13 protein-coding genes and 1 tRNA gene are annotated in these 13,773 nt (G+C 48.8%); 8 read left to right on the plus strand and 6 right to left on the minus strand.

What is annotated here, in order from left to right; translation table 11 throughout:
• Positions 1-3 precede the first annotated feature (3 nt).
• A complete protein-coding gene (locus AB9H23_RS08340; RefSeq protein WP_370004796.1) occupies positions 4-1,920 on the plus strand; it encodes a molybdopterin-dependent oxidoreductase in 1,917 nt (638 codons plus the stop codon).
• Between the two features lie 160 nt (positions 1,921-2,080).
• Here AB9H23_RS08340 and AB9H23_RS08345 read toward each other — a convergent pair whose 3' ends face one another.
• From AB9H23_RS08345 to AB9H23_RS08365, 5 genes are all read right to left on the minus strand, one after another.
• The gene (locus AB9H23_RS08345) at positions 2,081-2,365 is read right to left on the minus strand and encodes a DUF2097 domain-containing protein (protein WP_370004797.1); all 285 of its coding nucleotides are present in this window, start codon (positions 2,363-2,365) and stop codon (positions 2,081-2,083) included.
• A 102-nt stretch (positions 2,366-2,467) separates the two neighbouring features.
• Positions 2,468-4,150 (minus strand): NrpR regulatory domain-containing protein, encoded by a 1,683-nt coding sequence (locus AB9H23_RS08350; RefSeq protein WP_370004799.1) that lies wholly within the window; start codon positions 4,148-4,150, stop codon positions 2,468-2,470.
• Between the two features lie 62 nt (positions 4,151-4,212).
• Positions 4,213-5,541 (minus strand): type I glutamate--ammonia ligase, encoded by a 1,329-nt coding sequence (gene glnA, locus AB9H23_RS08355; protein ID WP_321211433.1) that lies wholly within the window; start codon positions 5,539-5,541, stop codon positions 4,213-4,215.
• 78 nt (positions 5,542-5,619) lie between these two features.
• On the minus strand, positions 5,620-6,372 hold the full coding sequence (locus AB9H23_RS08360) for a HesA/MoeB/ThiF family protein (protein ID WP_370004800.1): 753 nt from the start codon (positions 6,370-6,372) through the stop codon (positions 5,620-5,622).
• 288 nt (positions 6,373-6,660) lie between these two features.
• Positions 6,661-6,769, minus strand: a tRNA-Met gene (locus AB9H23_RS08365).
• Between the two features lie 138 nt (positions 6,770-6,907).
• Here AB9H23_RS08365 and AB9H23_RS08370 point away from each other — a divergent pair.
• Together AB9H23_RS08370 and AB9H23_RS08375 are read left to right on the plus strand one after the other, a co-directional pair.
• Positions 6,908-7,906, plus strand: coding sequence for a hypothetical protein (locus AB9H23_RS08370; protein ID WP_370004802.1), 999 nt, complete (start codon positions 6,908-6,910; stop codon positions 7,904-7,906).
• Positions 7,907-7,916: 10 nt separating this feature from the next.
• Positions 7,917-8,744 (plus strand): methanogenesis marker 8 protein, encoded by an 828-nt coding sequence (locus AB9H23_RS08375; RefSeq protein WP_321211436.1) that lies wholly within the window; start codon positions 7,917-7,919, stop codon positions 8,742-8,744.
• A gap of 2 nt (positions 8,745-8,746) precedes the next feature.
• Here the strand turns inward: AB9H23_RS08375 and AB9H23_RS08380 are convergent, their stop codons facing one another.
• Positions 8,747-9,124: a CBS domain-containing protein gene (locus AB9H23_RS08380; RefSeq protein WP_321211437.1), complete on the minus strand. Its 378-nt coding sequence runs from the start codon at positions 9,122-9,124 to the stop codon at positions 8,747-8,749.
• A gap of 46 nt (positions 9,125-9,170) precedes the next feature.
• Here AB9H23_RS08380 and thiC point away from each other — a divergent pair, with 46 nt between their 5' ends.
• The 5 genes from thiC (at position 9,171) to AB9H23_RS08405 (ending at position 13,751) form a co-directional block, all read left to right on the plus strand.
• The gene (thiC, locus tag AB9H23_RS08385; RefSeq protein WP_321211438.1) at positions 9,171-10,442 is read left to right on the plus strand and encodes a phosphomethylpyrimidine synthase; all 1,272 of its coding nucleotides are present in this window, start codon (positions 9,171-9,173) and stop codon (positions 10,440-10,442) included.
• Between the two features lie 139 nt (positions 10,443-10,581).
• Positions 10,582-10,860: a glutaredoxin family protein gene (locus tag AB9H23_RS08390; protein ID WP_321211439.1), complete on the plus strand. Its 279-nt coding sequence runs from the start codon at positions 10,582-10,584 to the stop codon at positions 10,858-10,860.
• Positions 10,861-10,869: 9 nt separating this feature from the next.
• On the plus strand, positions 10,870-11,322 hold the full coding sequence (locus AB9H23_RS08395; RefSeq protein WP_321211440.1) for a ferredoxin-thioredoxin reductase catalytic domain-containing protein: 453 nt from the start codon (positions 10,870-10,872) through the stop codon (positions 11,320-11,322).
• Between the two features lie 19 nt (positions 11,323-11,341).
• Entirely contained in the window at positions 11,342-12,094 is a 753-nt protein-coding gene (locus AB9H23_RS08400) for a helix-turn-helix transcriptional regulator (protein ID WP_370004804.1), read from the plus strand.
• A gap of 1 nt (position 12,095) precedes the next feature.
• A complete protein-coding gene (locus tag AB9H23_RS08405) occupies positions 12,096-13,751 on the plus strand; it encodes an ATP-dependent DNA ligase (RefSeq protein WP_370004805.1) in 1,656 nt (551 codons plus the stop codon).
• Positions 13,752-13,773: the final 22 nt, after the last annotated feature.

Genomic DNA, 13,773 nt, shown 5'->3' on the forward strand with positions numbered 1-13,773 from the left:
CCCATGAGAGTCTTCACAACCTGCACAAGGGACTGTCCAGGCTCATGCGGTCTCACAGTCAGGGTTGAGGGGGGAGTGGTCAGGTCCATAGGCGGGAACAGAGGACATCCCCACAGCAGGGGATTTTTATGCAGAAAAACAGCCAGCTACCACAGGACGAGGCTCTACTCAGATAAAAGGGTCCTGAAACCCCTCATGAAGGATGGCAATCATTGGAGAACCGTATCCTGGGATGAGGCTCTTCAAACAGTAGCTGATGTGATGAACAGATGTATGGATGAATACGGTTCAGAATCCATAATCTACTATCAGGGATTCGGGGCAAGAACGGCCCTGAGACTTCTTAACAGGAGGTTTTTCAATTCTCTGGGGGCAACAACCCTTGAGGGAACTCTCTGTGGAGGCACGGCTATAGAGGCCCATAAAATGGATTTCGGGAAAAGGGTATCCCATGAACCACGCGACCACCTCAACAGCAGAAACATATTCATATGGGGACGTAACCCGGCAGTTACCGACCTTAACCTCTGGAGGATAATAAGGAGGTCCCAGCGCAACGGGAAAACCATCGTCACAGTTGACCCTCTAAGGACCGAGACAGCCGCCAGAGCAGATATCCACTGCCAGGTTAGACCCGGCACCGATATGTACCTTGCAATTGCACTTTCAAAGATCATCATGGATGAGGGACTTCATTATCAGGGGTTTATTGATGACCATGCAGAGAACTCAGATGCCTACCTGAACGTCCTTGATGCCTTCAGCCTCTCTGAACTATCAGGGATCACAGGGGTCCCTGAAGGGATGATGTATGACCTTGCCTTCACCTATTCAGATGGCCCGAGCAGCATAATCATTGGCTGGGGACTGCAGCGGTACTTCAACTCCCACATAACCTGCAGGTTCATAGATGCACTCGCCGCCATATCAGGCAATATAGGGATCAGGGGAGGGGGCGTTAGCAGCGGCTTTGATGAATACGGCGGTTTTGATGAATCGGTCTGCCTTGAAGACAGAAGAAAAATATCCATGCCGCTTTTTGGAAGGGACCTTGAGAATCTGGATTCACCAGAGGCAAAATGCGTCTTTATAACTGCAGGCAACCCGGTGAACCTGGGCCCTAATTCAATGAAAACCCTGAGGGCCCTAAGAAAAATGGATCTTGTGGTCATGGTCGACCACTTCCTCAATGACACGTCATATGCTGCCGACATATTTCTTCCAGCAACAACCTTCCTTGAGGAAACCGATCTGGTGGGCAGTTACGGTCACCCCCATATCTCTCCTGTAAATGCGGCAGTCAGGCCCTCAGGGGAATGCCGGTCAGAATTCTGGATTTTAAAGAGACTATCAGAGTTCATGGACCTTGATAACCTGGAAGGATCCCTCATGGAATGGCTTGAAATCATAGCAGCACCAGTCCTTGATTACCATGGAATAGAAATCCATGATCTTCTAAAAAGACCATACCGGGTGCCTGGAATTCCAGAGGTTCCATTTGAGGATTCCAAATTCTATACAGAGAGTGGAAGGTTCATCTTACCATCAGAAATCCCCTCAGAGGTCGGAATTTCGGATGAAAAATCTCTCAGACTTTTAACAGTAATGAACTCGGAATGGATAGGATCCAGAGAACCATATGATGAAGAGAAGCTACTGGAGGTCTTTATACATCCAGAGACCCTATTAAAAACAGGATTGAAAGATGGTGAAACTGTGATCCTTGAATCAGGTGCGGGCAGAACATGTGCGATTGTAAGGTCCTCTGATAATGTGTATCCTGGATGCGCCCTGTCATTCAGGGGTACCTGGCTCTCAAGGGGCGGCTGTATAAATACCGTGATTGAGGATGGAAGGACAGAGGGGGGCCATGGAACACCCTACCATGAGACCAGAATAAAAATTAAAAAGCGTCATTGAGGGTGAACTCACTGAATAATAGAGTTCAACAGAGAGAACTAAAATTAAAAAGGAGATCTCATGCAGGTTTTCTGTTGAGGAGATGGGCCATCAGACTCACAATTATAAATCCGGCCACTATGAGTGAAACTATCTCTACCACAGCCAACATCCAATCACCTCATTCATCAACAGCCTCAATTACGCATACCCCACCCTCACATTCGTGCTCCAGTTCGATGAGGTATTCCTTCAGCTTCTCAACGTCAATCGTTGTAAGACCCTTTATTAGGTCACTGTCTATCTTTATCTGTATGACACCTGAGTTGTTGGTGACAACCTTTCCAGGAATGTATACGCGGCCGAGGGATAATCTCACCGTATCCCCTGGCTTAACCTCTTCCCTTATGTACCTGCAGAGTTCATCGCAGGTTGCTATTCTATTTTCCTTTTTCAAATAAATCACCTTGTCTCTGATTATATAATCTTATGATCATTATAAAAATAAGTTTTACACCCCGTCAACATACACGAGTATCTGGTGCCATAGTTCTTTATAAAAGGCGGTTTACACCTCGTCAACATACATGAATTCCTTGAGCTCCATGAGCCCCTCAACGGCCTTCATCCTTATATCGACACCTGCCTCACGGACAGCCGCAAGGGGGTTCAGGCCTCCAGGGGTCACTATCCCCGCATGGTACTTCTCCACACGGGCGTTGTAGACTATCTCACTGGGTTTTCCGATTTTCAGTATGCTGAAACCTGCTTCTGATAGATCCTCAATGAGGTCTGTGGCGTGATCCCTTGCAAGGTAGGGCACCTCACGGAGACTTGCAAGCACCCTTCCTGGGCCATCAAGGGCTTCAAGAACTGCTGTCATATTCTTTGAAACGTAGATCTCATGGGGGTCCAGGGATGAGCCGCTGTAGGCTGTTAGCTCAACAAAGCGGGGATCCCTAACTCCAACCTCAAGGAGGCCCCCGTACCTTGGTGTGGACATGATTCCGTTCTTTATGAGTATCCCGTCCAGGGTGAGGCTGCAGACAGTTGCAATTCCAGCCATTTTCCCTTCGTCTGTGATTCCTATAAGTGGCAGGGTTGAAAATTCGGGGCGCTTCCCCAGGACGTCACGTATGATCTCGAGGGCTTCATCAAGATCCTCTCTTTTAACAAGGGATATGTTTGCAATTACCCTTCCAGAAAAATCCCTGTGGTTGAAATCAACCCTGTTTATGAGGTTCCAGGCCTTTGAAAGCAGGAATCTGACCCTGACACCCCTTTCAGGTGCAGATGCCATCAAACTCCCCTCAGGTTTTGCGATGGGCTTCAGGTTTCTGAAGTCAATGAGGTTCTCTGCAAGCTTAATCTCGGCCCTGTAACCTGCCTCCTGTATTGCGCAGAGTGGGGTTATCCCGCCTATGATGGCAACCCCAACCATTCCATCAGCCACAGGGACTCCAAGGACATCCTCCCCTGGTTCACCCACCTTGAGGACTCCTGATATATCGGCTCCCTCAAGTTTTCTGAAGAGTTTAATGGCCTCCTCCCGTGCGGTTCCAGGTATAAGGCGCAGGTTTGCAGGTACGGTCCCCTCTCCGTTTTCAATGACATCCAGAACTGAGGTCATGTTCTCGGATGTGAATGCCTCCAGTGGGGTCATAGATGTCTTCTTGTATGCTATGAGTTCCCTGAAGTTCACGGGCCTGTTCCCCTCGAACCTCACAAGTCCACCAAACTGGGGTATTACAGGGATTCCATTCATGAGCAGAAGGCCATCAACAGTTGTCCCGCATATGGTACTTATTACAAATTCCCCATCGTGTTCTTCGAGCCTGACACGGGGGCTCAAACAGAAACCGTTTTTCATGACATATTTCAGGGTTTCAATGGATTCAGGGGATATCCTTGATGTGTTTACAACCACCTTTCCCTCAAGGGTATCAGGGTTGAAACTTGTACGGTAGATCATACTCTCGAACTTTGAGAATATGAAGTCCACCTGGTCGTAGACGAGGCCACGGTTTATCTCCTGCAGCCCCTTCTCTGTTATCCTTCTTCCGGCGTAACCAACCCTTTCTGTAAGGCCCTTTTCATCAAGTATGCGCATGTGGTATCTGACAGCACGCTCTCCAAGATCGTAGCCCTTCTTTTTAAGTTCTGACGCTATTATCTTTGCTCCAAGGACGTCGTCGTGCTCTGCAAGGATCCTCAGAATCTCCATCATCTTCTGGTTGGTCTCTTCAGCCATCAGCAAACACCATATAAAAAATAGGGAGGGGAGTTATTTAAAGTTTAATAAAAAAAGGAGGGTTAGATGTCCAGGTATCTTTCAAGTTCGTACTTGAAGACCCTCACCCGGTAGTCGTCCCATTCCTTGTGCTTTATCTCCATGAACTTCTCATAGACATGGTCCCCGAGGGCTCCCTTGATGACGTCGTCCTCCTCAAGGGCATGGTATGCCTCCCACAGACTTGATGGGAGGGTTTCGATTCCCATTTCCCTGAGTTCAGGGATGGATTTTTCGAATACATCGATTTCAGTTGGTTCGCCGGGGTCAATCCTGTTCTGTATACCGTTCATACCTGCTTCCAGCATGGCTGCAAATGCAAGGTAAGGGTTGCATGAGGGGTCAGGCATCCTCAGTTCCACACGTGTTCCCTTACCACGGGATGCAGGGATCCTCACGAGGGTTGACCTGTTTTTGAGGCCGTATGCGATGTACACAGGGGCCTCATAGCCTGGCACGAGCCTCTTGTAGGAGTTGACTGTCGGTGCACATACAGCTGATAGTGCCGGGGCATGCTTGAGGAGCCCTCCTATGAAGTACATGGCCTCCTCTGATAGCTGGGTCTCGGTGTCAGGGTCATAGAATACGTTTTCACCGTCCTTGAAGAGTGACTGGTGGCAGTGCATACCGCTACCGTTTTCACCGAAGAATGGTTTTGGCATGAAGGTTACCATGTAACCCATCTTGTCCACTATAGCCTTTATTGCCTGCTTGAAGGTTATGACGGCGTCTGCTGTTTTAAGTGCCTTGTCAAATTTGAAGTCTATTTCATGCTGCCCTGGGGCGACCTCATGGTGACTTACCTCAACATCGAAGTCAAGGGCCTCAAGGTCCATCACTAGTTTTCTCCTGAAGTCTGTACCCTGGTCCACTGGTTCCACATCGAAGTATGCGCCACAGTCGTGGGGTATTATGTTCCCATCCTCATCCTGGTCCAGGATGAAGAATTCGGGTTCCGGTCCGACGTTGTATTCGTAGCCCAGGTGGGCGTATTTGTCAAGGGCTTTTTTCAGGACGTATCTTGGGTCCCCCTCGAATGGTTTTCCCTCTGGCCAGTATACGTCACAGATGAATCTGCAGACACCCTTTTCCTCTGGCCTCCATGGGAGCGTTGAGAAGGTGTCCGGGTCTGGTTTGAGGACCAGGTCACTTTCGTTTATGTCGACGAATCCCTCAATTGATGACCCATCAAAGAGGAGACCGTCCTTTATTATGTCCTCTATCTGGTCTGGCCTTACCAGGGGTATTGCCATGTTTTTTGGTTTTCCGTGTATGTCCACAAACTGAAGGCGGACGAATTTTACTCCGCATTCATCCATTTTAGCTATTATTTTTCCAATCTTATCTGACATGGGTTATGCCTCCGTGGCATGAGCTTAACTGTCACCGGAAGTAACTTTCCTTCTACTGGTTTATATATTTTTTGGCCATTATAGTTCAACAATTTTGAATGGTTCGCCCAGGAGCAGATCAAATTTCAGCATCCTCGGCGCGACTATTGGATCACCCCTCCCGGTTATCAGTTTAAAAACCTCAACTGCCTGCAAACACCCGGTAAGATTGGCCACGGGTCCTATGACCGGTGGAGTTTCAGAGGATAGTTCTTTAAGCTTAGCCTTAACATCCCCTGTAAGTTCAAGGCCCCTGGATGGTAGATTGAAAAGTTCCTCATAGGATGGGGAATCGGGTGTGAAGACGCTCACCTGACCCATGGATCCATGTATGGCTCCGTGTATGAAGGGTATGCCCTCCTTGCTGCATCTTCTTGATGCCATGACCCTGGAGGTTATGTTATCAAGGGCGTCCACCACGGCGTCACTCCCATCAATTATGGTTGAGGCATTTTTTTCTGTGAAACACTCATGAAATACCTCAACATCAGCGAAGGGGTTCACGGTCCTGATGCGTTCTGCTGCAACTTCAACCTTGGGGAGTTTAAGGGCGCTGAAACTGCTCATGAGCTGCCTGTTGATGTTTGAGACATCAAATACGTCGCTGTCTATTATCCTGATCCTGCCTATGCCCATTCTTGCAAGCATCTCAACTGCAGCCCCACCTATACCACCACATCCAATTACAGAAACAGTTGAATCCCTTAGCCTTAACTGTTCGGCCTTTGAAATGAAGCCCATCTGCCGGCTGACCATTTCCCAGTAGGCCATACCCTCATATCTTCTAGGCATTCCAACCCTCTTTAAATCCTATCGCAGTATAGGTATGTCACTGAATTATATTAATGATTTCACAGGTTTTAACGGTCACCTCATGACCCGGCACTGCATTGAAGCGTTGGGATTCAGTATGGCTTGCCGCATAAGAATAGGAGATTAAGTGGATTCGATAAATGACCGGTGATGTGGCCCTGAGGACACTGAATAGCATAATTAACTGGACTCTGTAAATGACTGGTGATATATTGCTACCATAAAACAGATGATCATCAGCGTATAATAAAAAAAGTGGTTTCAAGATGCCGGGGGCGGGATTCGAACCCGCGACCTCACGGTATCCCAGGAAAAAGTCAGAGCACTGCTTAATACCCTATGAGCCGTGCGCTCTAACCAGCTGAGCCACCCCGGCGTAGCTTATAAAAAATCAGTTTTCATCTAATTTAAACTTTTCTGTTAAACACCTAGGATGCATTGAAGCCCCCACGATGCAACCATTATTACTGTGTGGTAACATAGATACAATCAGTCACTTGCAGTGGGGAGGTCCATGCAGATCAGGGGTCTTGATCTTTCAGAGGGTGCATGTGGAGCATGCCACCTGGTACTCAGGCATCTCTCAGAGGAGGGATTCATCGTTGAAACCTCAGAGTACCCTGAGGGCGTCAGGGCACGTATACTGGATCCCTCGGGAGAGCTGGCTGGAAAGGGCTCGGACATAACGTGGGCCCCGGCGGTTCTCGACGCAGAGATAAACGCGGGTTTTATTGATGGTGACCTTGCAGGTGCCCTGAAACCATTTCTTACAGATAAAAGGGACCAGAAGCGTGTTGCAGAAATGGCAGGGTATGGAAGGGTTGTTAACACAGCATCCATGGTCATCTCCAGAATGTGGTCAGAAGGGGGGTCCGTTGAGGTTAAAAGGGAAGGGGCAGGTATAAAGGTTGTTCTCTATTCCAAAAGCGGTGAAGAAATTGTATCCGCAGCCTCAGGGTTCTGCCCGGTCTGCGCAATCAACATAGCGGCTTCAAGGGTGGAGTCCCTGAGAAAGGAAATTGCCTCAGGAAGGTCCAGGAACACCGGAATGGAGAAATATGAGAGGGGAATCACCGGAAGACTTGAATGGAGGGGGAGGAGGGTTCACTCATACCTCATTGAGGATGGAAGGGTTATCGGAAGGAACTGGGGGTGCTGCATAGCATATGCTACCATAAGGGCCGAAATCGATGCAGGATTTGGAAGCAGTAAGTGGAACAGGCTCTTCAGGAATTACTGTGACCTCTGCCCACTCAAACATTTCTGGCTTGACAGGTCCATGGGGGCCCTGGGCAACAGGATCCTCCACAGGATGGGCAGGGTGGGTGTAAGGGAAAATGTAAGAATGGAAGATTATATAACTGTGGATATCATATCTGGTGATGAGAGGGTTGCATGTGGTATAGGGACGCTATGCTCATTCAGTGCAACTGTAAATGCGCTTCTTAGGTCAGATGCTTCACTGATCCTGAAACCTGATCCTGCCGAAGGATTTCCATATCCCCAGCGTTGAGGTGTTCTCTGTGGGTGAACATGTAATAGAGGCCCTGGGCAAAACCAGGGTTACAGTGAGGGACGGTAAGGTGGTCCATGTATCAGAGCCACTGATCCACTACTGCCCCCTGTTCCATAAGTATCGTGGCATTGAAAAGATCACATCTGAGGCGGTCCGCCAGAATATTGAATTTCGCATCAAGGATTTTGGCATGTGCACAGCCAACCGTGAATTAAGGATGAGGGATTTTCTATCATTTGGCATCTCAGAGATTATCTCAACACTCCTTGCCGGGGGGGATGTGGACGCAGCCGTGATGGTCTGCGATGGGGCAGGAACTGTCATTGTAACAGAACCAGAACTTGCACAGGGTATAGGCGGAAGGATATCAGGTTTCATCAGCACCTCTCCTGAAAAGGATGTTATAGAAAAAATTGGCCCCAAAAATGTCCTTGACCCTCAAAGGGCAACGATAGACCAGCTTAAGGGCGTTGAAAGGGCTCTTGAAATGGGTTACAGAAGGGTTGCAGTCACAGTCAAGGATCCAGATGAGGCAGAGCAGTTAAGGGAAATCGGTGATGGAGAAATATACCTCTTTGCGGTTCACCTCACGGGAATAGATTACAGGGGCGCAGAGAGAATAATCAATACATGTGATGTTGTAACAGCCTGTGCATCAAAGTACATAAGGCGAATAGCAGATAGAAGGGCGCTGCTGAAGGTGGGCTCCTCAATACCCATATATGCGTGCACAAAAAAGGGTAAGAGGTTCATTGAACTCAGATTGGAGATGATGGGGACTTCGGGGAAGAAAAATTCAGAAAGAAATCCACTGTCACCTGAACCCCTTGTATAACTCTAAAGGTGGTCCGCAACAGCCTTTATGATGCAGCTCTGAGTTATGAGCCCCACGAGCATATCATCTTTTACAACAGGCAACCTCTGATAACCGGTATCTGCCATTATCCTGCTTATCCTGCTTATTGGAGTATCCTCATGGACAACAACAAGGTCCTTGCTCATGATATCCTTCACCCGCAGTTTCAGGGCCTCACCACCGGCAAGCAGAATATCCCTGTGGGTTATGAGACCAACAAGCCTGCCGTCCTCCACAACAGGGACGCCGCCAACATTTGCACGGACCATCTTGAGATTTGCAGCTGCCACAAGGTCTTCTGGATTAGCCACAATAACATCACGCAGCATTATGTCCCTTGCACGGAGCTTTCTCATCATGAAATTATTTTTATTGATGTCCATATATTAAGATTGAGGGATCAAAGTGACTCAGATGGAAGATGCAAGAAAGGGCAATATAACCCCTGAAATGGAGGAGGTAGCCCGAAAGGAGAACATTGATATTCAGATTCTCATAAAAAGCATTGCAGATGGTAGAACTGTCATACCATCCAATGTTAATAGAAGTTCATCACCATGCGGCATAGGGGAGGGCCTTTCAACGAAGATAAATGCCAATATTGGTTCATCCTCAAAGATGGAGGACATTGACCTTGAAGTTGAAAAGGCAATGGCGGCCGTGGAATATGGTGCAGATGCGGTCATGGACCTCAGCACGGGTCCAATGCTCCGGGAAGTCAGAAGGGCCGTACTCGAAGCCGTAGACGTACCCGTTGGAACAGTACCCATCTATGAGGCGGGCGTTGAGGTCTTCAGATCCAGCGGCTCGGTTGTGGGCATGGATGAGGACGACATGTTCAGGGCAATAGAGAACCAGGCCAGGGATGGCGTTGACTTCATGACAGTGCACTCAGGTATAACCCTTGAGACAGTTGAGAAGGTCCAGCGATCAGACAGGATAATGGGTATAGTGAGCAGGGGCGGAGCATTCCTGGCGGCATGGATAATTCACAACGAGGAGGAAAACCCCCTCTACAGCAACTATGACTACCTCCTTGAACTGGCATATGAATACGATGTAACACTGAGCCTTGGGGATGGCCTGAGACCAGGGTGTCTTGCAGATGCATCGGATATACCCCAGATTCAGGAACTCCTCATCCTGGGGGATCTCGTTGCAAGGGCCCGTGATGCAGATGTACAGTGCATGGTTGAGGGTCCCGGCCACATGCCACTCGACCAGATCGCAGCAAACATGAAGATACAGAAGTCTGTCTGTGACGGCGCACCATTCTATGTCCTAGGTCCAATAGTCACCGATATGGCCCCTGGGTATGACCATATCAGCGCGGCCATAGGTGGTGCGGTTGCTGCAATGAATGGGGCTGACTTCCTCTGCTATGTAACACCCGCGGAACACCTCGCCATACCCGGCGTGGAGGATGTTATTGAGGGGGTGGTGGCTTCCAGGATAGCTGCACAGGCCGCGGACGCCGCAAGCAAATTGCCGGGGGCCTGGAAATCTGAACTTGAAATGGCAAATGCAAGGAAATCCTTTGACTGGGATAAACAGTTTGAAATGGCATTTGACTCAAGAAAACCTGCAGAGTACAGGATGCAGTGCCCGATCGATGATTCAGAGATGTGCACCATGTGCGGGGAATACTGCGCCCTAAGGATCCTCAGAGGCGATTGAAGCACTGTTGAACATGGCCTCTGGAATGTCTGTGCTACCCCAGGTCTGAGGCAGGGGACGGGAACAGTTGCATCGAGAGGTGCCTTCCATTCCCCAATACTTAATATGCTTCAGCAACAGAAATTACAGTGGTGGTCCAATGAAATTTGAACATGTCGACGGGACCGAAAAGGCAAAGATCCGGCTTTTTGCCCTGAGCACGTGTGGCTGGTGCAAAAAAACCCGTGAACTGCTGGAGGAACTAGGGGTGGCCTATGATTACATATACGTCGACCTCCTCCAGGGTGATGAACGAGAAAAAGCCCTCAGTGAGCTCCGGAAGTGGAACCCATCCCTCTCATTTCCCACACTTGTGATAGACGATGGGGATGTTATTGTGGGATTTGATGCACTCTCAATAAAATCAGCCCTCAGGTAGGGGATCATCATGGCTGATGAACTTGAAGCACTCTACAGAGAGATCAGGGAATCTGCAGAGAGGTCCGGCTATAAAATCAACCCTGACAGGGAATTTGTCATGGACCTCCTGCGGGGGATCCTCACCAACCGTGAGAGGTATGGATATGATTCATGCCCCTGCAGGCTCGCATCCGGCAATCCGGAGGAGGACAGTGATATAGTATGCCCCTGTGATTACAGGGACGAGGATCTTGAGGAGTATGGGACCTGCTACTGCGGCCTTTACGTTGCGGATGATGATGTGGAGTTTAAATCAATCCCTGAGAGAAGAAATATGGAAAAAATCCCTGAGGGAAAACTTGACCTAAAGATCCCGGTACTCCGGTGTCGTGTATGCGGTTATCTCTGCGCAAGGAAGGCACCACCTGAACCGTGCCCCATATGTGGGGTCAGCGGGAAATTTGATGTTTTCCTTGAATAGAAGATGGTGAGGTGAATCCTTGCTGGAAGGCTACAGTGAAGTCAAAGAGGATCTCAGGTTCATTTTTGGCTCTGAGGTGAGACTGAAGGTCCTGCTTGCTCTCATGGATGGTCCCATGGAGCTATCTGAGATGAGGTCAGTTATAAGATCAAGCTCATCAACGATTCTACATGCAATATACCAGCTGGAAGAGAAGAGAATGGTCTCAAGGACCAACCGCCGGTATGAACTTTCAGCAACAGGGAGGATAATATCCCTCAAGGTGCAGGGTATCATAGGGTCACTTCTTGCCCTTGGAAATCTTTCAGAATTCTTCCTTGACCATGACCTGTCATCAATACCAGATCACCTCCTCTCAAGCATAGAAGCCCTTGCAGGGGCCACTCTTCTTGAATCAAAGCCAGAGAACCTTACAGAACCATATGAGGTGGTGGCAAAGAACGCCCTGAATTCAGAGAGGGTCTGGATCCTATCAGGGGTATATCACCCCTTCTATGAGGATCTCCTGAGGTCAGGGGCGGAGACTGAGATAATACTTTCAGAGGATCTTATAGCCTCCGTTGAAGATGATTTGCCTCAGAATACCGGTATTCATTCCATACAGGCAAAGCTTAAGTTCAGCCTCATAATAACGGAGGGTTCAATGGCCCTATCTCTTTTTCTGTCAGATGGCCTCTATGATCCATCAAGGTTCCTTTTTTCAAGGAATGATGAGGCAATTGAATGGGCATGGAGCCTCTTCAGACACTTTACAGACGATGGAGTTGGATAGATTGCTCTATATTGAACTTGCAGAGGTCTACAGAAAACTGGAATCAACAACAAAGCGCCTCGAAAAGACAGATATCCTTGCAAAACTCTTCAGCAGCGTTGAAAGGGACCTTTTACCTGCGATAACTATCCTCATGCTTGGAAGGGTTTTCCCAATCTGGAGTGAGGAGGAACTCGGGGTTGGCATAAAACTTCTCATGAGGGCAATATCAACTGTCGTGGGGGTTTCGGTTGATGAAATAGAAGATGCAATGAGGGAGGAGGGGGATATCGGACTTGCGAGCGAGAAACTCTTCTCAAAGAAAACCCAGACTACCTTCTTTTCGCAACCACTCACGGTTGAATTTGTTTATGATAAACTGCGCTCACTGGCATCTGTAACAGGTGAAAGGGCTCAGGCAAGGAAGATAGGCATACTTGTTGAGGTCCTATCCCAGGCAAAGCCCCTTGAGGCACGTTACATCACCAGGACGGTCCTTGAGGAACTCCGGGTGGGGGTTGCAGAGGGAATTATAAGGGATGCCATCTCCAGGGCCTCAGGAGCCGACCCTGCGCTTGTTGAGAGGGCCCACATGCTCACCAATGACCTGGGTATGGTGGCTGCCGTTGCAATGGAGGATGGTAATCCGGGCCTTGAAAAGATGAACCTTGAACCTGGAAGGCCTGTAAAGCCAATGCTTGCACAGCTTGCTGAAAGCATAGAATCTGCGATAGAGGAGCTTGGAAGGGCATTCTGTGAGACAAAGTATGATGGGATAAGGGTCCAGATACACCGAAAGGGAGACGAGATATCCATTTTCACACGGAGACTTGAAAACATAACTGCGGCGGTCCCCGACATCCTTGAGGGCGTTGAAAGGGCGCTCCCGGATGAAGACTACATAGTTGAGGGCGAGATAATCGTTACAATTGAGGGCAGACCCGCTTCCTTCCAGTACATACTCCAGAGGGTCAGGAGAAAGTATGATATAGAACGATTGAGGAGGAAGGTTCCCCTTTCCCTCTTCCTCTTTGACGTCCTCTATTATGAAAGACCCCTTATCGACGAACCCCTCAGGGAGAGGAGGAGGGTTCTTGAATCGATCATCTCTGAGATTCCGGGGGAGATTGAGGCGAGCCGGATGGTTGATGTATGTCCGGATAACGTTGATGAAGCCCTCTGGCTCTTCAGGGAATCAATAAGGGAGGGTCATGAGGGTATAATGATAAAGGACACAGAGTCACCATATATACCCGGCATAAGGGGCAAAAAGATGCTTAAATTCAAGGCCGAACCTGAAACGCTGGACCTCATTGTGGTCGGCGGCACATATGGCCGTGGAAAAAGGGCCCACCTCATTGGCTCATACCTTCTGGCTGCAAGGGATGATGATACAGGGGAACTTGTGACGGTTGCGCATGTTGCAACGGGACTGGACGATGAAACCCTCCAGCAACTCTCAGAGAGGATGGAGACCCTTGCTATTGAGAGGAAGGGAAGGAAACTGAGGGTCAGACCTGAGATAATACTTGAGGTGGCCTACAGTGAAATAGTCCGCAGCCCTGAGTATGAGAGCGGCTACTCCCTTCGTTTTCCCGTTGTAAAACGCATAAGGGATGATCTGAGCCCTGAGGACATTGATACGGTTTCACGTATAGAGTCAATGTTCAGGTCCTGATGCGGAACTTCAGCAATATTTA

The sequence above is a fragment of the Methanothermobacter sp. KEPCO 2 genome, assembly GCF_041228365.1.
In the GTDB taxonomy this organism is placed as follows: domain Archaea; phylum Methanobacteriota; class Methanobacteria; order Methanobacteriales; family Methanothermobacteraceae; genus Methanothermobacter; species Methanothermobacter marburgensis.